The organism is Paenibacillus sp. FSL E2-0177 (assembly GCF_037992975.1).
In the GTDB taxonomy this organism is placed as follows: Bacteria; Bacillota; Bacilli; order Paenibacillales; family Paenibacillaceae; genus Paenibacillus_AQ; species Paenibacillus_AQ odorifer.
On the sequence record NZ_CP150307.1, the window covers coordinates 3,573,124 to 3,593,749 of the forward strand.

The 20,626-nt window shown below is 41.5% G+C and carries 18 protein-coding genes; 13 read left to right on the plus strand and 5 right to left on the minus strand.

All coding sequences use genetic code 11. The annotated features are described in order from the left end of the window. Positions 1-106 precede the first annotated feature (106 nt). Positions 107-1,543, plus strand: coding sequence for an amino acid permease (locus MHI25_RS15960; RefSeq protein WP_340393549.1), 1,437 nt, complete (start codon positions 107-109; stop codon positions 1,541-1,543). On the opposite strand, the gene MHI25_RS15965 is transcribed toward MHI25_RS15960, so the two are convergent. The 3 genes from MHI25_RS15965 to MHI25_RS15975 form a co-directional block, all read right to left on the minus strand. After that, positions 1,540-2,172: a LysE family transporter gene (locus MHI25_RS15965; protein ID WP_076303795.1), complete on the minus strand. Its 633-nt coding sequence runs from the start codon at positions 2,170-2,172 to the stop codon at positions 1,540-1,542. The two genes, MHI25_RS15960 and MHI25_RS15965, sit on opposite strands and share 4 nt — an antisense overlap. 119 nt (positions 2,173-2,291) lie before the next feature. Next, positions 2,292-2,813, minus strand: a complete 522-nt coding sequence (locus MHI25_RS15970) for a DUF3231 family protein (protein WP_036677170.1) — start codon at positions 2,811-2,813, stop codon at positions 2,292-2,294. A 967-nt stretch (positions 2,814-3,780) separates the two neighbouring features. Then, complete coding sequence (locus tag MHI25_RS15975; RefSeq protein ID WP_076184956.1) at positions 3,781-4,329, minus strand: TetR/AcrR family transcriptional regulator; 549 nt, start codon at positions 4,327-4,329, stop codon at positions 3,781-3,783. Between the two features lie 182 nt (positions 4,330-4,511). Here MHI25_RS15975 and MHI25_RS15980 point away from each other — a divergent pair, with 182 nt between their 5' ends. From MHI25_RS15980 to MHI25_RS15990, 3 genes are all read left to right on the plus strand, one after another. Next, positions 4,512-5,513, plus strand: coding sequence for an NADP-dependent oxidoreductase (locus MHI25_RS15980; protein ID WP_340393550.1), 1,002 nt, complete (start codon positions 4,512-4,514; stop codon positions 5,511-5,513). Between the two features lie 233 nt (positions 5,514-5,746). Beyond that, positions 5,747-6,499: an SDR family NAD(P)-dependent oxidoreductase gene (locus tag MHI25_RS15985; RefSeq protein ID WP_340393552.1), complete on the plus strand. Its 753-nt coding sequence runs from the start codon at positions 5,747-5,749 to the stop codon at positions 6,497-6,499. 284 nt (positions 6,500-6,783) lie between these two features. After that, on the plus strand, positions 6,784-7,356 hold the full coding sequence (locus tag MHI25_RS15990) for a TetR/AcrR family transcriptional regulator (protein WP_076302114.1): 573 nt from the start codon (positions 6,784-6,786) through the stop codon (positions 7,354-7,356). A gap of 221 nt (positions 7,357-7,577) precedes the next feature. On the opposite strand, the gene MHI25_RS15995 is transcribed toward MHI25_RS15990, so the two are convergent. Next, positions 7,578-9,287, minus strand: coding sequence for a glycoside hydrolase family 2 TIM barrel-domain containing protein (locus MHI25_RS15995; RefSeq protein WP_340033097.1), 1,710 nt, complete (start codon positions 9,285-9,287; stop codon positions 7,578-7,580). Positions 9,288-9,436: 149 nt separating this feature from the next. Between MHI25_RS15995 and MHI25_RS16000 the strand changes: the two genes are divergently transcribed. The 4 genes from MHI25_RS16000 to MHI25_RS16015 all read left to right on the plus strand — a co-directional run bounded on the left by MHI25_RS16000 (position 9,437) and on the right by MHI25_RS16015 (position 13,742). Then, a complete protein-coding gene (locus MHI25_RS16000; protein WP_076130490.1) occupies positions 9,437-10,279 on the plus strand; it encodes an AraC family transcriptional regulator in 843 nt (280 codons plus the stop codon). Between the two features lie 114 nt (positions 10,280-10,393). Beyond that, positions 10,394-11,176: an ABC transporter ATP-binding protein gene (locus tag MHI25_RS16005; protein ID WP_076130491.1), complete on the plus strand. Its 783-nt coding sequence runs from the start codon at positions 10,394-10,396 to the stop codon at positions 11,174-11,176. 295 nt (positions 11,177-11,471) lie between these two features. Further along, on the plus strand, positions 11,472-12,155 hold the full coding sequence (locus MHI25_RS16010) for a MarR family transcriptional regulator (protein ID WP_076130492.1): 684 nt from the start codon (positions 11,472-11,474) through the stop codon (positions 12,153-12,155). Between the two features lie 234 nt (positions 12,156-12,389). Further along, positions 12,390-13,742 (plus strand): MATE family efflux transporter, encoded by a 1,353-nt coding sequence (locus tag MHI25_RS16015; RefSeq protein ID WP_076130493.1) that lies wholly within the window; start codon positions 12,390-12,392, stop codon positions 13,740-13,742. A gap of 129 nt (positions 13,743-13,871) precedes the next feature. Here the strand turns inward: MHI25_RS16015 and MHI25_RS16020 are convergent, their stop codons facing one another. After that, positions 13,872-14,849: a biotin--[acetyl-CoA-carboxylase] ligase gene (locus tag MHI25_RS16020; protein ID WP_340393557.1), complete on the minus strand. Its 978-nt coding sequence runs from the start codon at positions 14,847-14,849 to the stop codon at positions 13,872-13,874. Between the two features lie 246 nt (positions 14,850-15,095). On the opposite strand from MHI25_RS16020, the gene MHI25_RS16025 reads away from it, so the two are divergent. The 5 genes from MHI25_RS16025 (at position 15,096) to MHI25_RS16045 (ending at position 20,618) form a co-directional block, all read left to right on the plus strand. Continuing rightward, positions 15,096-15,647 (plus strand): biotin transporter BioY, encoded by a 552-nt coding sequence (locus tag MHI25_RS16025; RefSeq protein ID WP_076277335.1) that lies wholly within the window; start codon positions 15,096-15,098, stop codon positions 15,645-15,647. A gap of 119 nt (positions 15,648-15,766) precedes the next feature. Next, positions 15,767-17,200, plus strand: coding sequence for a helix-turn-helix domain-containing protein (locus MHI25_RS16030; protein ID WP_076184941.1), 1,434 nt, complete (start codon positions 15,767-15,769; stop codon positions 17,198-17,200). A 161-nt stretch (positions 17,201-17,361) separates the two neighbouring features. Continuing rightward, the gene (deoD, locus tag MHI25_RS16035; RefSeq protein WP_076130497.1) at positions 17,362-18,069 is read left to right on the plus strand and encodes a purine-nucleoside phosphorylase; all 708 of its coding nucleotides are present in this window, start codon (positions 17,362-17,364) and stop codon (positions 18,067-18,069) included. A gap of 47 nt (positions 18,070-18,116) precedes the next feature. Further along, the gene (locus MHI25_RS16040) at positions 18,117-19,421 is read left to right on the plus strand and encodes a purine/pyrimidine permease (RefSeq protein WP_076302118.1); all 1,305 of its coding nucleotides are present in this window, start codon (positions 18,117-18,119) and stop codon (positions 19,419-19,421) included. Positions 19,422-19,436: 15 nt separating this feature from the next. Beyond that, on the plus strand, positions 19,437-20,618 hold the full coding sequence (locus MHI25_RS16045; RefSeq protein ID WP_036677141.1) for a NupC/NupG family nucleoside CNT transporter: 1,182 nt from the start codon (positions 19,437-19,439) through the stop codon (positions 20,616-20,618). Positions 20,619-20,626 lie beyond the last annotated feature (8 nt).

Below are 20,626 nucleotides of genomic sequence, written 5' to 3' on the forward strand. Positions count from 1 at the left end.
GTCAGGAAGCTTACTTATTATGATTCCTGTAAATAAGGGACCCGCCTGAAGGGAATTCTAGAGATGAGAGACATCTCAAATTCTAATCAGGATGAGGACGGAATTCATGAAGCAACCTTCCAGTAAAACTGAAGAAGAAGATAAACTGAAATGGTGGCAACTAAGCTTGTTAGGCATTGCTGGCACTATAGGAACCGGGTACTTTTTGGGTTCAGGTCTAGCAATTTCTATGGGAGGGCCAGCAGTGCTGCTAGCCTACATTTTAGCTGCTATTGGAACATATGTCGTATTTGATGCACTGGCTCAGATGACAGCGGAAGATCCGGAGCAGGGTTCATTTCGATCCTATGCAAAAAAAGCATTTGGAAATTGGGCAGGGTTCGGGAGCGGCTGGGTATATTGGTTTTCGGAACTGTTGATTATGGGAAGTCAGCTCACAGCATTGTCCATATTCTCACGATTTTGGTTCCCGGCCGTACCGATGTGGGTGTTTGCTGCCGGTTACGCTGTTGTGAGCCTGTTGATTGTGTTTTTTGGCAATAAGGGCTTTGACAGGGTTGAAAATATTCTGGCCATCATTAAAGTGGCGGCTATACTAATGTTCCTTGTTATTGCTGCCGTACTTCTGACGGGTTGGATCGGAGGTTCTAAGTTCTCACCGAAAGTTCCACTTGGGTTTAAAGCGTTGTTTCCATCTGGAGGTATCGGGTTGTGGTCTGCCTTTATTTTTGCTTTTTATGCCTATGGTGGCATTGAGGTGCTGGGAATTATGTCCTACAGGCTAAAGAAACCTGAGGAAGCTCCAAAAGCAGGAAAGGTGATGTTGCTGGGACTGGCTACGGTGTATGTTCTATCAATCGGGCTTGCAGTAATCATGGTGCCGCTTAGAGCTTTTAATCCAAAAGAAAGTCCTTTTGTGCTCGCGCTCAGCAGCGACCATCTGACCTTTGTTCCGCATTTGTTTAACGGGGTGTTGATCATAGCTGGGTTCTCCACGATGACAGCTTCGCTTTATGCCATTACCTCGATGATGATCACTCTTTCACAGGAAGGGGATGCACCCAAGGTTTTTTCGAAGAAATGGAAGGATAAATATCCGTTTTTTGCCCTTTGTTTAATAGCTGGAGGTTTAGGGGGTGCCATTATGATGTCATTGTGGTTGCCAGGAAAAGTATACGAATACATTACAACTGCTGCCGGACTGATGATCCTCTATAACTGGTCCTTTATATTGCTCTCCTCCCGCAAGCTGCTTAAGCCCAGTCTTCTAAATGGGGTGAAACGCTGGCTGGGCTTAGTGCTGATCGCTACTGCTGTAGCAGGTACGCTATTTCACGCGCTCAGTCGTCCAGGCCTCTACATCAGTCTGTTAATTGTTTCACTGATTGCGTTGAGTGATTGGATTGTTCAACATAACCATAACAAGAATGGCGGTTCTGTTAAGGATCACAGTACGGACGAACAGTCCAATGAATATCATTCTTTACCGGGCGGTCCTGAATTTCGGATTAAGGGCATCAGGATGCGAAAAAACAAGGTTTAATGAAAAAAGAGAAGTCGGGCAGCCTGTACACCAAAATAAAAACCAAAGCCAATCAGCGACAGACCTGACAGAACGGAGATCGCCTTCAATACCCGAACAGTTAGAAATTTACGAAAGAGGCTGGAGGCGGCAGCCATGACTACATCCCAGAGTAAAATCCCGAGGACGATCGCTCCACTGTAGATCAATAACTGCTGCATTGGATACTCGCTAACCACCTTAGCTAATATTGAGCCGTATATACCCAGCCAAAAAAGGATGGAGAGGGGATTAAACAAGGACATCAGAAATCCCGAAAGATAAGATTTGGACAGTGAGACATCGTTTCCCCTCATCTCAATCCCTGAAATTTCTCTTGTATTTTTAATGCTGTTTACACCTGAATAGACGAGGACAAAGAATCCGAACAACCATAAAAACACTTTAACAAACGGAGCATCCAGCAGATGAATGAGGCCAAAATAAACAAGCAGCATATAGATGATATCGGCACTAACCGCCCCTAAACCAACTATCCAGGCAGGCATAAATCCTCCGCGGAGTCCCTTGTCCAGCTGTGCTGCATTAATGGGTCCGAGAGGTGCCGAGAGGGATAATCCTAGAATCATATAACCTATAAATACGTTAATGTTGTCCTCCTCCTTTATATAGATAACATATTCCAATAAAGGTCGTAGTAGGACAAGCAAAAGAAGGCCCGCGAGTGATTGCAGGCCTTCTTTTATAAGAAGCTGAAGAGTGAGTAGGATTACGCCTTAACGGATTCAGGTCTTTTGACAAGAAGAGGTGGAGGAATCAACCAGCCCTTTTTCTTAGTCAAATGTAGAATTTTAAGGCCGATGGCTGCTTTGGTAAGGTGATATTTAGCAAACAAAGCCCCTATATCTTCTCTGATCGATTGTCCCATTGCCTGACTACATGCCACAAGTCCAACAGCATTATCAGCTGCAAGTTTGGCAGCAATTTCAGGATCTGTGAAACGTGCCCCTACAGGAATATCTTCAAGCTTGGCATCGGGCCGATTTGGCATTACTGGTGCAGATGCAATACCTTGCTCTGAGAGCAGTGTATCACACTCACTGATTTCAAGCTCCGCTTGATCAATTAAAGCTCCTAATATTTTTTTTAGGTCATTGTCACCAGCGTGATACATATAAGCTCTGTAACAAGAGAGTGCTCCCTTTGCTACCATTGAGGCTTGCCAAACCGTAAAAATCTCTCCATAATGCATCGGTTCTTCTTTGGGGTTACCGCCTAGAATCCCTGTCATAAACAGTCTCCTTTATTGTTGAATTTGAACAAACATTAGCATGCCCACAAAAACACGGAAATTGCAGCTTTTCGCATAAAATAGGTATGTAAATTTGAGGCGTCGTCATTCGTGCAAGTTTAAGGATAAATGTGAAAATAAGGAACGATAAAATTGAACACGAGTTGTGGAGGAATCAAATGTTTTTCAACGTGATGATTGGAAGTATAAATGCCTTTTGCATTCAATGAAGTTGCTTATCACTGGAGATGGTGGAGTGTATCTCCAACCGAGGCAGGGATTGATGGGGAGTCATTGAGACTTCCAACACCTTTGGTAAGTACTCAGCTAATCAAACAAAGGATAACCTGTATGCAAGGAATATTAATGCAACGGGTAATCATAATTCAACAGCGGTAGAACCGAGCGCAGGCAGTCGGGGATGAGTATCGAGAATAGGAGGTGGTTGGTCTCTTAGAGTTGCTTGGACTTACAAGCTTGCGGAATAGAAGCCGAGAAAAAAAGCTAAACTTTTTAGAGCTAAAGGGAACTGTAGGGGCCCTTTTTATGATTAGGATCCTGAGCTGGGACTGTATTTACAGACTCGTCAAAAAATTTATACCTTTAATTTGTTTCAAATAAAAAGCCGGTTTCAGGATGAGCCTGAATAACCGGCTTTACATTTTTTTAGCAAATCATCTTTAGGAGAGTTAGAAGAACCAATAAAGGATTACGCCGTGCGGCGCATATCTAGCACCAGCCACAGGTTCCAGAGTCGTCCGTAACCCGCACATGTTGGCATGCTCAGTGAGGAGTTCCGCGTATTCCACCGAAGCAGGACTTCGCAATGATAATTTTACTCCGAGTTTACGAAAATTGGCGGAACCGGACAAAAGTGGGAGAACAACTACAGTACTTCAGAAGACAGAAGCTTCTGGACCATGTTTATGATTGAAGAATAATTTTTTTAAAACTAAGGGATTTGAATTCAAAGACCCTTATTAATTAAACTCCAGATGCGTTCAAACCTGTCTTGGTAGTCAGGTAAATTCCAGGATTCTTTGAAGGATGGGAGGCTAAATACTGCAAACGCAGAGAGAATCGCCTCAGCCCGTTCCAAGTGGGGATCGTGATAGTCCATGAGGCCGTCAATGATTTGGTAGGAATCCCAGAGAACATCGCGTAATACCAGTGGATTGCTATCCACGTATTGAGTATTCAAGGCAAACATCTTGGGATTCTCGTTATAAGCGCGTTTTTTTGCGTTAACAAATGCCCATAGCCAATCGTGAAGCAATTCTTGCGGTTTAGTTAAATTAGTCATATCTAATTTAATTTGTTCTGAAATCATCCGGTTGAACCAGCTCTTAGATACAGCTGCCCAGAGCTCTTGCTTATTTTTAAAGTGCTTATAGAGCGCTGCATGGGTGATACTTAATTCATCCGCAATTTGTGAGAGTGTCACTTCGGATTTTTCCGTGCGTTTAATTAATGCCTCAGCTGTTTCAATAACAAGCTCTTGAGTGATTTTAGCCACCGACTGTCAACCCTTCTTTCTTCAATAAATTCCTTTTTGTCGTTTATACACTTGCGAGTATTTTAACATATGAAATATCCAGTAACAATTGTTGACTTTTGTAACTTATAGTTTTATGCTTGTTGTGTAAGTTACAAAAATAAATAAATGTTACTTTTTTAACGCATAGGAGGTCATTTATCATGAAAGCAGCACAGATCACCAAATATTCAAAAAAGTTCATAGTAAAAGTGAACGATATTCCAATCCCAGAAATAAGTGATAACGAAGTCTTGGTTCAGGTGAAAGCAGCAGCAGTTAATCATTTGGAATTGCTTATTGGTACCGGAAGTGTAAAGCTGATTCAGGATTATGAATTCCCATTAGTACTTGGTAACGAGCTGACGGGTGTTATTGAAAAAGTGGGTAAGAAGGTGCAAGGTTTCAAAGTTGGCGATGCAATTTATTCACGTCTGCCACTACAAAAAATCGGTGCCTTTGCGGAATACGCGGCAATTAATGCAGATGCCATCGGGTACCTACCCACCAATCTGAATTTTGTGACTGGTGCTGCTGCGCCATTAACAGGATTGACAGCCTATCAAGGATTAAATGAAGAATTAAATGCTAAAGCTGGCGAAAGCGTGTTTATCCTTGGAGGGTCTGGTTCGTTTGGCCAAATGGCCATTCCTATCGCCAAAAGCATGGGGCTCAAGGTCATCATCAGTGGAAATCCAGAAGCACGTGAACGGACAATGGCCGCTGGTGCAGACCAATATATTGATTATACGACTACGAACTATTGGGAACAGCTTAGTGATGTTGATTATGTGATGGATACCTTGGGACCCAGCGAATTTGATCATGAACTTTCAATTATTAAAGCAGGAGGCCGCCTTCTTTCTCTGCGGACCGGTCCTAACAAACGTTTTGCAGAAGATTTGGGCTTCTCTGGCTGGAAACAAAAGCTCTTCACCATCGCCGGGGCTAAGTATGATCATAAAGCGAAGAAAAAGAAGATTCAATATCATTTCATTTTTGTTCGCAGTGATGGCGAACAATTAAAGAAAATTACGAAGATTATTGAAGATAATGGGATTGTACCAGCAGTGGACCCTACAGAATTCCACATAGAAGATATTAACGAAGCACTGACTTTTGTTGCTGAAGGTCATCCTAAAGGAAAAGTTATTATCAGATTTTAAGGAGGGTCTCAATTGTTGTCAAAAAATTCTTTACTGATCATTCTAGAATTGATATACTGATGCAAATTAGAGTTAATAGTGTAGTTTTTTTACCTTAACTAGAATGATCGTTCTTGAATATTTTGAAGAAATTTATTAAGGGAGGGGGTGAATGAGATACAAGTTTAATCGTGAATATAAACTCTATTGAAATGTTGTTAATTGATCAAAAAACTTAAAAGGGAGAGAATAATATGAAATATACAGTGATTACAGGAGCAAGCTCAGGAATTGGGTATGAAACAGCATTGGCGTTTGCTGCACGCGGTAAAAATTTAATTTTGGTAGCTAGAAGATTAGATAAATTAGAAGAACTTAAATCAACAATTCAGAATATTGATCCTAATGTAGATGTTATTGTTCGTTCAAATGATCTGTCTATTACAGAGCAGGCTTACACACTGTATAACACTTTGAAGGAATACCAAATAGAAACCTGGATTAATAATGCAGGACTTGGTGAAGCTTCTTTTGTGGTAGAACAGAATTTAGATAAAGTTGAAATTATGTTACGTGTTAACATCGAATCCTTGACGATCCTTTCAACACTATTTGTGCGAGATTATGCTGATGTAGAAGGAACTCAGTTAATTAACGTATCATCCGCACTCGGATATGCCATTGCTGTTGGGAGCGTTGCTTATTCTGCATCTAAATATTATGTTAGTGCCTTCACCGAAGGGCTTGCAAAGGAACTAGAGCTTAAAGGCGCGAAATTAAAAGCAAAGGTTTTAGCACCAGCAATAACTGAAACGGAATTTGTAAAGAAATCTATAGATGCTGAAGAATTTGATTACAAAGCAAACATGCCTAAATACCACATTGCCAAACAAATGGCGAGTTTCATGGTAGAGCTTTATGATAGCAATGATATGATAGGGATTGTTGACCAGAACTATGATTTCAATCTGAGAGATCAAATCTATCCAATTATATCTGAGTTTTAAATCGAATTAGATATTAGTCACTAAAACGATCGTTGAAGAAACTGGAGCAAAAAGAACTGGCTTCCCTATTCTTAAACGTGGGGTACAACTTTTTTGCATACGCTGGAAAAAGATTGGACTCTGGATTGTTTATAAGCAGACAAAGTAAGAATTCTTCGGTAAGCATCAGTTAAGTTATCATGTTATGAATAAAATCAAGCATCTTGCTTGATTTTATTTACGTTTTATATATTAGTTTGCGGATCGTTTACTTAAATGTATAATGATTGCTTGAGGTGATTACAATGGCAAGAAGCAAAGAATTTGAAATTAATGAAGTACTAGATAAAGCGATACAACTATTTTGGATGCAAGGTTACGAGAAAACTTCAATGCAAGATTTGGTAGACTGTATGGGAATTCACAGAAGAAGTATCTATGATACATTTGGTGATAAGCACGCCTTATATTTGACGGCACTCCAACGGTACGAATCTACTCAAAACAAAAAAATGAGATTCTTGGTTGAGAAACAAGAACCCGTAAAGGAGATCATTCGACAATTTCTAGAATCTTCGATGAGGAGCGAAGGAGAACCTCAAGGATGTTTCATAGTTAATTCGGGTGTGGAGTTGGGAGTACTGGATCCGGAGGTTGCATCCTTTGTTGAGAATAGCTATTCAAAAACGGAGAAGTTGTTATATGACCTCGTTCAGACTGGCCAGCAAAGAGGTGAACTTAGAAATTCACTGGAGCCCGAGGCTATTTCCCATTATTTAATGAATGCCTGGTTAGGACTACGTACAATGGTAAAAACGGCAACGGACCATGGGAAATTAACAAGTATTATTCATACCATACTGATCACTCTAGATTAAAACTCCTTTATCTATCTGCAGTGTAAGAGGACAAGCACTTGTATCGAATGCCGAAAATAGACAATCAACTTACTGCTACCCGAGTACGCGAAGAATAGAACCGACTTAATACGCCCAGCTTAACTATATAAATATCGCGTCCGACACCAGCTGTAAGGAACTAAGAATGCAGACACTAAAAAAACCCATGTTGACGATGGGCTTCTTAGTCAATGTGGATATTAATCTGTCCAAGATCGATAGATACGGCGCACTTCACGGAAGGATTGTTTAGGTTTGCGGTATTCATTAACCAGACCCTTGTTGTTGAAGCCGCGGGCACGGTCGCGAAAGTTCTTGCTGCTGCTCTTCAGATCGCCGCGGATGTCTGCAAACTGCCAGATGTAAGTCCCGCCAATTTTCGAATCATTTTTGAAGATCGCCAGTGCTTCAGTTACAATATCTGCCTGATAATCCTCGCTGAACAATCTCTGCTCCCAGCCCACATCCCCAAATAGTCCAGCACCACCGAATTCGGTCATGAGCACTACCTTGTCACCGGCTCCCATCTGCTCCGCACGCACATGGAACTGTTCCAGCATGTCTTTAAAGCTGGCTGTATCGCCTTCGTACCAACCAAAATATTTATTAATACCGATAACATCGAATAAAGGAAGTAGAATATCTTCGAGTGGATGCATCGTAGCGTAGGTGACAAGCCTAGTACTGTCGAGTTTCTTCACCAATCCGACTAGAGCTTGTGTGAAAGCATATGCTTCTTGCGTCCGGGTATCAATCTCATTATGAACGGACCAAAAGATCACACTTGGGTGATGCATATGCAAGCTGATCATTTCTTCAATCATAGTCAGTGCACGCTCCTGGAAGAGCGGCTCACTTACTGTTTCGTTCGGCAGAAAGGCTCCCCATATCGGAATTTCGCTCCAGTATACAATCCCTTGCTCATCGAGTAGATCAAGCCAATATGGGCTTTGGGGATAATGAGAACCCCGGACGGAATTGCAACCTAACTCCAAAATGATACTGAGCTCCTTGTGCATCAGCTTCGGAGGGAAGGCGAAACCCCACTCAGGATGCTCTTCATGTCTATTCACCCCCTTAAGATAAACGGGTGAACCGTTAATTAGAATCCGATGATCCTTTGTTTCAATATAGCGAAAACCGATCCGTTCAATCTTGTCGTCTTCCTCTGTCCGCAGTTGAAAGGTATACAGTTCTGGAAGACCTACGTTCCACAAACGTACTTCAGGCATAAGCAACTTGAACGTATGACTGAGGGTCTGGCCAGTTTCAATCTGTACTTCTTCCGAGTGCAATTCATGTCCGCTTTCGGAGAATGTGATCTTTGTAGTGTGCTGCTCCTTAAAGAAGGAATGGAGCCTCACCTGAACAGTGACATCGGCATCTGGTCCATGCAGTTCATAATCAATCTTCAGTTGTTCGATGTAAAGTTCAGGCAAATATTGCAGCTCCACCGACCGTATGATTCCCCCATAATGAAACCAATCCACCTGCTCCGTAGGAATCGTAAGTCGGTCCAAGGTGCTGTCCGTCCGGACGATAATCTCATGTTCTCCTGCCCCTAAGGAAGGAACAATAAATTCAAAAGGTGTAAATCCTCCATAGTGATACCCAAGGTGCTGCCCGTCCAAATAGACGTCGGCATGGCCCAGCACGGCATGAAAGATGAGTCTGACATGCTGCGAATTCACAGTCTGTATTTTTTTACGATACCAACCGACACCTTCATAATCGTACATTCCCAGTTCATTATTCCAGCACGAGGGCACATAAAGAGACTGCCAAGAATGTGGAAATCGCTCAAACCATTTTTCTTGAACACCCGTATTTAACGGATCCTTCATGAAATCCCAAGGCCCATCCAACAGTGCAGTTCTCCGAATTTGATACTCGCTAAAAGTCCTTAACAAGTGTGTTCCTCCTTTTTTTCCTGTAATGTATTGTGAATTTCAGACATCTTGATAATATGGATAGTAACATTTGGAGTTTAAGCATTGAATAGAAAAAAACGTTGCCGTCTTGTTTAAATCGCTCTTTTAGCAGCAGGAGGGGATATTAATTGGAAGAAAATGATTACAAGCTGAATGACCTCACAGTGCATATCCATTTTGTACTCGACAAAGCTACTTATCCCGGCTGGGAGGACATCCGTAACATGGTAAATGTGCACAGCTTGTACTGGATTCATGAAGGTAAAGGGGTTTTCCTGACCAATGTTGAGCACAAAGTAGAGGCTGGAATGCTAATCTATTTAAAACCAGGCCTTAAACTGTCCATGCGCTCGCAGATGGATGCTCCACTTCGCATAACGATGCTGCTCTTCGATTGTGCAGAGCTTAGTTATGATGCGGTATGGAAGGAAGTCAAGCCAATCGTAAAACTGAGACTTCCCTTCTTAAGCCAATATAACCAACAGCAAGCTGAGGAAATTAGCCAGCTGGTCTGGGGGATTCACCAGGACTGGCTGCCCGGACTAACCGATGGCATAGCTGTATCCCGGGCTAAAATGCAGATCCTGCTGCATAAGCTGCACCAGACCGTACAACCGGACTGGAATCTGATGGAGTCTGGAGCTTTTGCCGCCTTCGAACAGATCAAGAAAACACTCGAGAACGACTATAAGGATCATCACCGGATCGAGAAATTAGCGGAGAAATACGGCATTTCGCCATCTTACTTGCGGAAGATGTTTCTGAAATTTACGGGGATGGGGCCGAAGGAATACCATATGCACTTACAGAACCAGCAAGCTTGTCGTTATCTGGTTTTTACCGATTATCCAGTTAAGGAAATCGCCAAATTATGCGGGTACTACGAAGAATATCATTTCAGTAAGATTTTTAAACAGCTTAACGGGATCCCTCCGACAGTATACCGAAACAAACAGAGAATCAAAGATTAATTGTCCGTAGAACCGCTGGTAAAAAAATCTTGAGGTTATGTTTTTTTTACGGGAAGGACTTTCCCATGATAATATTGAACTCATTGAAGCATGTTTAAGGAGGGAAAATTGGGCATGATTATATCACTCAAAAATGTATCATGGCAACGTGATACGACAATGATCTTACGCGATATGAATTGGGAAGTGAAGCAGGGACAACACTGGTGTATCGTCGGTTTGAACGGTTCAGGAAAAACGACGATGCTAAATGTAGTGAACGGCTATATCTGGCCGACAACAGGACAAGTCGAGGTGCTGGACCATCGCTTCGGCGATGTGGACTTGAGAGAGCTACGCAAACGAATCGGTTGGGTAAGCACCTCCTTGCAGCAGAAGCTGTACGGCCATCAGACTGCCCTGAACATCGTCCTAAGCGGAAAATTTGCGACCATTGGTCTGTATGATAAGACGAATGAAGAGGATCAAAAACAAGCCGAGGAGTTAATGGAGTTTCTAGACTGCTCTTCTTTGGCTGGTCGTACATATGATACCTTGTCGCAAGGACAGCGTCAGAAAGTCCTCATTGCACGCGCACTAATGGCCAATCCAGATCTACTAATCCTTGATGAGCCGTGCACGGGACTAGATATTTTTGCCCGTGAACAGCTGCTGCAGATGATCGAGAAGATAACAAAGCAACCTGGTGGACCAACCTTGCTGTATGTAACCCATCATATCGAGGAGATAACACCATGCTTCACGCACACGCTGCTGGTAAAGAACGGTGAAATCTACAAAGGTGACGAGACAGTAAACTGCTTGCAGTCAGATGTTTTGAGTGATTTCTTTGATACCCCCGTTGAAGTACAGGAACATCATAACCGCAAGTGGCTTACACTTGCCGGTGATAAGTAGAATATCAAGGCACATCGAATAGGCGAGCAAACCGTTCTGAAGTGGTTTGAAGGATTGCTTGCAGATATAAAAAATGAAAACTAATCACAATATAATTTTAAAATAACCCGCGCACCGCGCGGGTTTTATATTTGTTTGCAAGCTTATAAGCCACGTCCATAAACAGTCAAACAACATATTAACGGTACCTGTAAAAAACATTTTGACATATCTAACAGGTACCGTTATAATACAAATCAACAGGTACCGTTATAAAGTTAAACAGGTACCGTAAAAACTTAATGGAGGATTCATTATGGACATGAATACTGAATTGTACGAAAAACTCGCGAAACTGCAATGGCTGTTGCAAAGGCAACACTTGAAGTCTCATGCCGCGGTTGGTCCTATGGCCGACGCATCACGTGGGCAAGGGAGGATATTAGCGTTTCTTCGGATGAAAGACGGTATCAGCACCAAAGACTTATCCTATATGTTGGACATCCGTGTATCATCCCTCAATGAATTGCTTGGTAAACTGGAGAAAGCAGAATACATCACCCGTAAACCCTCAGAAACAGACAAACGTATCATGTTGATTTACCTAACGCAAAAAGGACAAGAGGAAGAGAAACAAGAGATAGACAGCGGCAACATATTTTCTCGCTTATCGCCAGAAGAGCAGATAGCTTTCGGGGATTACCTAACTCGCGTCATTACAGCTTTGGAGGAAGAACTTGGATCGGACGGAGAACGTGATTTGATGGCTATGTGGATGGAAGCTGCCAAGGCGCGTATGGGAACAGAGGAATTTGAAAAAATGATGGCTATGCGCGGACAAATGCACAGAATGTGGGGAAATTCTAGGGACGAACGCTTTAGCGGAAGGTTCCCTGGATTTGGCGGAGAAGGGCGTGGTGACATGCGCGGATTCGGCTGGCCTTCCAGCGATGACAGTAATTCGTCACCTGACAAATCACATGGCCCAGACGATAAGTAATTAAAGTCTTTTAGCAAACAGTAGCTGAGGCGCTGCCTTTCCACCAGAGAAAGATGAACGGCAAAGGCAGCGTAATGTGAAACTGAAGAATAGTCAAATTTCGTACGCCAAATCTGAAAACTCGTCGTTAGGGTACAGGTTTGCTTGTTGCTGCGTCACGGATCATATTGGACCGATAGTTAGAATTCTAAGTAATTTCAAAAAACAAAATAAAGAAAGATAGTGGTGAACCTTATGGATGCAGAAAACCTCCATTACTTTGAAAAAGCACCTGTCGCAAAAGCCGTAGCTCACTTCGCAGTACCGATGATGCTAGGCATGTCGATGAGTGTCATATACTCCATTTTGAATGCCTATTTCCTTGGTACACTGGGCAATACTGCGATGTTAACCGCACTCGCACTGACTTTACCGTTATTCGCCGCCATTATGGCGCTAGGTAACTTGATTGGTATCGGTAGCAGTGCATTCATCTCCCGTTTGCTGGGAGAGAAAAAATATGATGATGTAAAGCATGTGTCTTCATTCGCCTTTTACAGCAGTTTAGCTCTCGGTCTTATTTTGATGGCTGCCGGCATCCCGTTGATCGATTCAATCGTTCATGGCTTGGGAGCGACGCCTGACTCCTTCGGGTTCACGAAGGACTATGTCACGATTATGCTTATTGGTTCACCTTTCGTCGTTCTATTCTTCACGCTGGAGAATATCGTGCGCTCGGAGGGGGCAGCGATCACTTCGATGATCGGCATGCTTCTCAGTGTTGTTGTGAATATTATTCTCGATGCGCTAGTCATTTTCGTCTTCCATTGGGACGTGATCGGGGTTGCATCTGCTACAGTCATTTCTAACTTGGTTGCAAGTGCATTCTACGCCTTCCACATGGGATATAAGAGCCAATTCTTAACCATCTCTGTAAAATGGTTCAAAGCTTCCAAAGACATTCTCAGCAATGTATTTAAAATTGGAGTACCCGTTTTTGTTATGAGTCTCTTCATGGGTGCAATGTCACTTATCTTTAACCGTTTTCTGGTTGAATATGGGGAGCAGGCCATTGCGGCCTTCGGAATTTCATCACGATTATTACAATTTCCAGAGGTTATTCTGATGGGCTTATGTGAGGGAGTCGTGCCGCTGATTGCCTTCTCTTTTACAGCCAATAAATTACGCATGAAGCATACCATTACATTCACAATCAAAGTGACTGTGGCATTAGCAGCCGTGTTCGGCATTATTGTATATCTGATTTCCGACCACTTAATCGGTTTATTTACGAATGACCCGCAATTAATTGAACTGGGCAGCTATATTCTTCATGTAACGTTCTTATCCCTGTTCATTTCAGGAACGACCGCGTTGTTTACGGGGATCTTCCAAGCGACAGCACAAGGAACCGCCGCCTTTATTATGTCAATTATTCAAGGTGTTACTCTGATTCCAGTATTGTATATCGCTAATCGAATGAACGGTTTCCACGGAGTAGTCTGGTCGCTCGTCATTTCAGATGCTGTTGCGTTCCTTGTGGGTGCCATCATGCTGTATGTTCTGCGGAACAAATTGCAGCCTGATTTAGATACTTTAGTACAGTAGAATCCTAAGCTTTAAGTTGATATTTTAAGTTCATCTAAAAAAACCTTGGATCAGCAAGGTTTTTTTGGCTCGTATGATGAAGCAGCCTGCCATGAGGCAGCACTAGCTGCTTTGGAGGCGAAGCTCCAGTTAAATTTTAATGCTGACTTCTCCACTTGAAAGATATTCCTCGTCACCATTCTCATATCTGACTTTCAGATGGCAATCGTCATCGATATCAATGGCTGTTGCTTTACGTTGTTCATTATCCTTTATCACGGTCACAGGTTCGCCAAGTGAAATTAACCTTTTTTTGTATTCGGAAAGAAACAATCTGTCCGTTAAATGTTCATAATATCTCATGAAATGGTTTAGTACTTCTGCAACGAGACGGTTGCGGAGATCACCATAAGGATTGTTTTCGGAAATTACAGTTGTCGCAATCTCGGTAAGATCATTGGGAAAGCCTTCGGAAGGGAGGGCTACATTGATACCGATGCCGAGAACAGCATAATCAAGCCAGCCGTTTTCCAGTGACACGGATGCTTCGGTAAGGATCCCGCATACTTTTTTACCTTCCATAAAAACGTCATTTACCCATTTAATCTGCGTTTCTTTACCGGATACGCTCTCGATAGAAAGGGCTACAGCTACAGCGGCGCAAGTGGTCAATAAAGCTGAGTCTGTTGCGGACAGCTTGGGACGCAGCAGGATGCTCATATAGATACCCGTTCCAGGTGGAGAAAAAAATTTCCGGCCCATTCGCCCGCGACCAGCTGTTTGTTCTTCCGAAAGAATCACTTTACCTTCAGCTTCTCCATTTGAGGCAAGGTTTTTTACGGCTTCATTCGTGGAAGATATGGTCTTAAAGACTTCAACACGTAACTTTTGCCCCTGAGTATCCAGGTACTTTGAAATTGCACTGGTTGATAAGATATCCGTTTGTGGTGACATGGAATATCCTTTATTGGTTACAGCTTGTATGGAATAACCGTCTGTCTGTAAAGATTTTATGGCTTTCCAGACCGCGCTGCGCGTCACGGATAACTGAACGGCTATTTCCTCGCCGGAAAAATATTCACCCTTATTACTGTCGAGCAAGGCAAGAATATGTTCTTTTACTGTCATGAACTTAAACCTCCAAAAGTATAACTCTCCGACCAAAACCCATTGAATAGATTAACATCCAACGATTGCGACTGATACTCTAATTCTATATAACAATATGAAAAACTCAAGCATGGTATTTCATTCTATTGTAAACCATATATTAATTTATGGTTTACAATAAAGAATATCTCCATTATAATTCAGCTTACTGGACGTATTTACTAACCAGAATACAATCATTGATATCCAATGGAGGTCATTTTTTTGAAGACAAAAGAACTTATTTATGCTGCATTATTCGCAGCACTTATCGCGGTGTTGGGGATGATACCGCCCATCCCCCTCGGCTTCATCCCCGTTCCGATCACTGCCCAGACGCTTGGCGTCATGTTGGCTGGATGTTTTCTGGGGAAACGGATGGGCGCCCTCAGTCTCATTATTTTCATCATACTAGTAGCCATTGGGCTGCCTGTACTGACTGGCGGTCGCGGCGGAATCGCGGTGTTAGTTGGACCTTCTGCAGGATACATATTTAGTTTTCCAATCGCGGCTGGCCTTATTGGCTGGTATTCCGAAAAAATCTGGCCGAAGGTTCGAACTTGGAAGCTGGTAGCTATCAACATAATCTTCGGTGTATTACTAGTGAGTCTGATTGGTGCCCCTGTCATGGCATTGATAACCAATACTTCGATCTGGGCTGGTCTTGTCGGAGCGTTGGCCTTTCTTCCGGGAGACATCATCAAAGCCGTTATTGCAGCCGTCATAACGATGCAGTTGAAAGCAATAAGCCCTATAGAAGAAAAAACACAAATATAATGTGATGTGAAACTCGGGTAAATAAAACCCGGGTTTTTTTATTGAAAAATAATAGGGTTATGGTTGCGAATTTGTTTATACTATAAAAATTAAAACGAAATTGAAGTGGGTGTGGAAAAATGGATAAGGGATTTAATTTAGCTAGTCAACTATTAACGCTGCTTGATACAGAATATAGATGGTTTACCTTAGCGGAAATCGAAAAAAGTTTAGGGATCTCTGATAAGACCATCCGGAAGATGGTGGAGGAAATCAGCAAGCAATTACCATCTACTGTAACCATTGAGGTTTCTAGAGGAAAGGGAATAGTTCTTCAACGTGATGGGCGAAGTACGATTAGTGAAGTGATTTCTTCTATGTTCAGACAAACCATCTTTTATCGGCTGATGGATTTTTTGTTTACGAATGTGGGTCGACTGTCAGTGGAAGAGCTCTCCGAAGCCATGTTTATGAGTACCTCGTCTTTGAAGAAATTGATTGTGCAATTAAATAATGATGATCTAAAAGCTTATAAGCTACGCATTAGTTTTTCTACCCCCATGATCAAAGGGAATGAAATGAATATTCGATATTTTTATTGGAAGTTATATTGTGATGCGTATGAGTTTACAGGCTGGCCCTTTGCGAATGTTGATTTTGCTTATATTAATCAGTTAATCACAAATATAGAAAATGAGAATAACATTGTATATTTTATCAATTCCAAAAGGAGATTATCGTTTTTGTTGGCCATTGTTATAGAAAGAGTGGCTAAAGGAAAATGTGTGAAAATCGACGAAAATGCTTACCCTTGGGAAAAGGGGATGTTTTATTTCCCAGTGAAAACTATTGCAAAACGTCTTGAGGACAAGCTGTCCCTTGAATTTCCAAACAGTGAAATATTCTTTATGCAATCCATGGTTAGTCTCAGCCAATATCATTATTATGAAGGGTCAGAGATCACTCCGATGAAAGAAGTCGAATTACACAAGGATAAAGAAGAATATCAAATGGGGAATCTACTTCTAATGTTATTAGCAAAGGTATACCCGAACTTAGATATGCAAGAACGGTTTATTTTGGAGATTTACGGTTTCTTTGACAAGCTATTAATCGAAAATGCCATTCCTGAATGGATGATGATTTCAACAAGTCATTTAACAACATATGTTCAAAAGGAATGCCAACAGATTTATCAAGAATTGCAAACCTGTATGCAAACGTGGAATAAAACTTACCCTTCCGTTTTGTTTAATCATTTTCATTTAACAAAGCTAACCTTAATTGTCCGCTCGAGTTTACGTTATAAAAGTAAGAGGGCCTTTTTAGTGATCGGGGAAGAATTTTCAATTCGTCATTACATAGCAGATTTGATAAAGAAGGAGATTGGGGATCAGTTGATCCTTAATACTTCCATAATGAAAGGCTTGACCGACGAGATCATGCAGCAAAATAATATCGATCTTGTCATTAGTAATATCCCGGTTGCATTAACGACAGTGCCTGTTGTTATTATTTCCACGATCCCCTCTAAAAGAGATTTAGACAACATTCGTAAAGAACTGCTTTTATAATTTGACCAATTATTTTCCGTAAGCTCCGTAAGTTTTTGGTCTAGTTTGTAATGTTAAAAAACCTTATGATCAATCTAGTTTCGAAACTGATTTTACTTGAAGGCAAGTGGAAAGCGATTTCGGTAAACCTCAGTTTACTATTAAAAGTTGGAGGAAGAACTATGAGTAGGCATTTAGGTGCAAATAAGGGAGAAATAGCAGAGCTCGTTTTGCTCCCAGGAGATCCTTTACGTGCAAAGTTTGTGGCAGAACACTTTTTAGAGGAGGCTTATTGTTATAACGAAGTAAGAGGGATGTATGGATACACTGGATTATACAAGGGTGTGCCTGTGTCGGTTCAGGGGACAGGGATGGGAAATCCATCGATGAGTATCTATGCAACAGAATTGATCGTCGATTATGAAGTTAAGAAATTGATTCGCATTGGTACATGTGGCGCGATGCAGGAAGATATCAATATCCGCGATATTATATTAGCCCAAGCAGTATCTTCAGACAGTAATATGACGGAAAAGATCTTTCATGGCTGTAATTTTGCACCAACGGCAGATTTCTCATTGCTAATGAAAGCATATCAACAAGCACAAGCTAAAAATGCAAAGGTGTTTGTTGGTAACATCTATAATTCTGATGAATTCTATCGTGAAAATTTAGATCGGCTTCATAAGTTCATGGATTTCGGTGTATTAGCTGTAGAAATGGAAAGTACCGCCCTATACACTTTAGCCGCTAAATATGGTGTAAAAGCGTTATCGATTTTGACCGTCGGCAGTCAATTGTTAAGACAGGAGCACCTAACTCATAAAGAAAGTGAACAATCCTTTTATGAAATGGTCGAAGTAGCTCTTAACACAGTCGTTGAAGGCTGATTTATTGATAAGAGTGCAGTGTTGTTAGAAAAGAGAGTGAGAAAGAAATGAAGGTAATACTGTCAGGATTGCAGTGGATGATTTTTATGATCGCTGGTGCAATTGCAGCACCCATTGCTATCGCAGATTTATATAACTTAACACCCATAGAGACTTCTGGACTCATTCAGAGCACCATGATTACTTTAGCAATAGCTGGATTTTTACAAGGCCTGATGGGTCATAAATTCCCTATTCATGAAGGTCCAGCAGGGTTATGGTGGAGCATTTTTACCATTTACGCGAGTTTAGTGGGGGGACTCTATTCCTCTAACAACGGCGCTTTACAGGCTTTAAGTGGAGCGATGATCATTAGCGGAGTGTTGTTTATCCTAATTTCAGCATTTAAGCTAATGGATAAAATCGCTCGTCTTTTTACTCCAACCATCACCTTTATTTATTTACTTTTATTGATCTTTCAATTAAGCGGATCTTTTATGAAAGGGATGATGGGGATTACCATAGCCCACACCATGTTAGATGTTAAAGTATTCATCCTTAGTGTGATCGTGGTCTGCATTACCTTTTGGTTAGGCAACAGCCGCTTTGTATTACTAAGCCAGTTTTCAATAATTCTCAGTATAGTGATAGGCTGCCTATTATTTATAATCTGCGGTAGTATGCCGGCGGTTTCTCGTGCGGATACTCTATTTAAGCTGCCGGAAATATTCCCATTTGGAACACCCCGATTCGATGCCGGGACAATTACTACTGCATTTTTACTAACCCTATTATTAATAACCAATGCAGTGGCATCCATCCGTTTGATGGAGACCGTTATGAAACCAAAGCAAGGGGATCATCGTCGTTATTTGCGCGCCGGGTTTACTTCTGGAATTACGCATCTTATTAGTGGTGGTTTAGGAGCGGTCGGCTCAGTCCCTATTTCGGGAGCGGCGGGATATGTTGAGCAAACAGGGATGAGGGAGCGCAAATCATTTTTAATAGGCTGCAGCTTAGTGATCTCAATATCCTTGTTTCCGCCTATGATGAATTTCATATCTGCGATTCCAGCTCCCATAGGCTATTCTGTTACCTTCGTCATTTTTGTGAAGATGGTCGGACTAGCGCTAAAGGAATTGAAAAAGGTTATTCATGAAGAGCGAACATTTATTGTCAGTGGGCTTTCCCTTTTAGTGGGTGTAGGTTTAATGTTTATTCCTGCATCAGCTACGGCCCATTTATCTCCGATTGTGATAGCCATTTTAAATAATGGATTAATATGCGGAAGCCTGTTAGCGATTATTTTGGAACAAGGGTTAATGTGGAAAGATGCATTTCGATATGAGGATTCCAAGAAAATTAACCGATAATTTGGAGGGCTAAAAATGCATTATCTAATTTCTATTGCTGGTCTGGTTATTGTTCTATTACTGGCATGGCTAGGAAGTAACAATAAGAAAAAGATTAAATATCGTCCAATCATTGTAATGATTGCTATTCAGATAGGTTTGGGATTAATTATCCTAAAAACGAGCATTGGAGAATTTTTGATTAAAGGGTTTGCTGATAGTTTTGCAAAATTACTTGGATACGCCAATGAAGGTACTGACTTTGTGTTTGGCGGCATTGCAAATGAAGGGGCGCATACATTTTTCCTTTATGTTTTGATGCCCATTGTTTTTATGTCAGCATTGATAGGGATTTTGCAACATTACAAAATACTGCCATTCATTATAAAGTATATTGGTTTGGTGCTAAGTAAAATAAATGGCATGGGTAAATTGGAATCTTATAATGCAGTTGCAGCCGCAATTGTCGGACAAAATGAAGTATTTATTTCGGTGAAAAACCAGCTTGGACTATTGCCAAAACATCGCTTGTATACATTATGTGCGTCTGCAATGTCTACGGTATCCATGTCAATCGTTGGTTCCTATATGACGATGCTAGAACCTCGGTATGTAGTAGCTGCATTGATATTAAACCTATTTGGCGGATTTATCATTTCATCCATCATTAATCCGTATGAAGTTACACCTGAAGAAGATATTGTTGAAGTTCAGGTAGAAGAAAAACAAACGTTTTTTGAAATGCTGGGCGAATATATTATGGATGGCTTTAAAGTAGCCATAGTAGTTGGGGTAATGTTAGTTGGTTTTGTAGGAATCATTGCTTTAATTAACGGAGTCTTCAGTGGCATATTCGGAATCTCGTTCCAAGGAGTGTTAGGCTACGTCTTTGCACCCATCGCCTTTCTTATCGGTGTGCCATGGCATGAAGCTGTTGAGGCCGGTAGTATTATGGCGACAAAGCTTGTTGCGAATGAATTCGTTGCTATGCTTGACTTTGTTAAGATTCAAGAAGGTTTAAGTGGCCGTACTACAGCCATTGTCTCCGTTTTTCTAATCTCATTTGCTAACTTTGGGTCGATTGGTACCATTGTGGGTGCAGTGAAGGGATTGAATGAAAAGCAAGGGAATATCGTCGCACGATTTGGATTAAAGCTGTTATTTGGCGCCACACTTGTAAGCGTTTTATCAGCTTTGATTATCGGTATCATATTCTAGTTGATGCA

Bases quoted from the DNA above. Each gene is read 5' to 3' on its own strand.
- MHI25_RS16030 (WP_076184941.1), top strand. From the start codon at position 15,767: ATGGATAAGGGATTTAATTTAGCTAGTCAACTATTAACGCTGCTTGAT.
- MHI25_RS15985 (WP_340393552.1), top strand. From the start codon at position 5,747: ATGAAATATACAGTGATTACAGGAGCAAGCTCAGGAATTGGGTATGAA.
- MHI25_RS15960 (WP_340393549.1), top strand. From the start codon at position 107: ATGAAGCAACCTTCCAGTAAAACTGAAGAAGAAGATAAACTGAAATGG.
- MHI25_RS16020 (WP_340393557.1), bottom strand. From the start codon at position 14,849: ATGACAGTAAAAGAACATATTCTTGCCTTGCTCGACAGTAATAAGGGT.
- MHI25_RS16005 (WP_076130491.1), top strand. From the start codon at position 10,394: ATGATTATATCACTCAAAAATGTATCATGGCAACGTGATACGACAATG.
- MHI25_RS16010 (WP_076130492.1), top strand. From the start codon at position 11,472: ATGGACATGAATACTGAATTGTACGAAAAACTCGCGAAACTGCAATGG.
- MHI25_RS16040 (WP_076302118.1), top strand. From the start codon at position 18,117: ATGAAGGTAATACTGTCAGGATTGCAGTGGATGATTTTTATGATCGCT.
- MHI25_RS15980 (WP_340393550.1), top strand. From the start codon at position 4,512: ATGAAAGCAGCACAGATCACCAAATATTCAAAAAAGTTCATAGTAAAA.
- deoD (WP_076130497.1), top strand. From the start codon at position 17,362: ATGAGTAGGCATTTAGGTGCAAATAAGGGAGAAATAGCAGAGCTCGTT.
- MHI25_RS15970 (WP_036677170.1), bottom strand. From the start codon at position 2,813: ATGACAGGGATTCTAGGCGGTAACCCCAAAGAAGAACCGATGCATTAT.
- MHI25_RS16045 (WP_036677141.1), top strand. From the start codon at position 19,437: ATGCATTATCTAATTTCTATTGCTGGTCTGGTTATTGTTCTATTACTG.
- MHI25_RS15990 (WP_076302114.1), top strand. From the start codon at position 6,784: ATGGCAAGAAGCAAAGAATTTGAAATTAATGAAGTACTAGATAAAGCG.
- MHI25_RS16015 (WP_076130493.1), top strand. From the start codon at position 12,390: ATGGATGCAGAAAACCTCCATTACTTTGAAAAAGCACCTGTCGCAAAA.